At 33.8% G+C, this 810-nt stretch carries 1 protein-coding gene and 1 pseudogene; both read right to left on the bottom strand.

All coding sequences use genetic code 11. From position 1 onward, the window contains the following. Window positions 1–378, bottom strand: a pseudogene (locus BBG47_RS28265) (hypothetical protein); the annotation flags it as partial. Between the two features lie 8 nt (window positions 379–386). Continuing rightward, window positions 387–810 (bottom strand): hypothetical protein (locus tag BBG47_RS30275; protein ID WP_175400671.1); only part of this gene is annotated, 424 nt, incomplete at its 5' end.

Raw genomic sequence — 810 nt, 5'->3', positions numbered from 1 at the left:
AGTGTCCAAGATCATTAAGGGGCTTATGAGCTTATTATTTGAAAGTAGGCTCTTAACGAAGTTTCTTGTTCGAATATGCTGACCTGCAGCGTCACCAATAAGAAACATATCGATATCCTGTTGTATATCGAGAAGGCTATAAGTTCCCCTGAATGCCACAACAGCTTCGCCAGAGAATTTATCGTTTTTATCTAATCTACCAAATACCGTTGCATCAAAGCCTGTCCCCCCTAATACTTCTTTCCAATAATCACTTACTTTAAGGACTATCCAATTATTTTGATCTGGGTATTCTTCTTTTAATGGAAGTTTACTTCCAGTTTTAAAGTCATCGTATGCCTTACTCGAAAGTAATCTGTACTCTTTATCCGTGACCATTCACTATATCACCTTTCTTTCATTATTTGTTTAGCCAGTTGGTTAAAGTTTCGAACAGTAGCTACATCGTCAGAACTAATATTTATTGACCACAATGAACTGTCTTTAATCCGTTCTAATAAACTTTTAATATTACCGTTGTTCATATTATGAATCCGTCCGTAAAGTCCTTCGTCAAAAAAGTGAATTTCCAAACTATGTTTTGTAATCCACTTTATCTCTCTAAATTTCTGTATTAAAGTAAAAATACGAGAGACTTCTTTTTCTTTATCCAGTTTATGTGAATTAACAAATAATAAGAGTGATGTCTTGTATTCAGCACTGCTCGTTTTTTTCAGAAAATTACTATCTATCCTAATTCCATATGGATTTGGTATTGAGAATCCAATGTTGGAATCATCCCCATACAAAACTACATCAGTTGAAAATATG

This window comes from Paenibacillus sp. KS1 (assembly GCF_001680695.1).
GTDB lineage: Bacteria > Bacillota > Bacilli > Paenibacillales > Paenibacillaceae > Paenibacillus_B > Paenibacillus_B suaedae.
The sequence above is the reverse complement of the archived record's forward strand: the minus strand, read 5'-3'. Positions and strand labels throughout refer to the sequence as shown.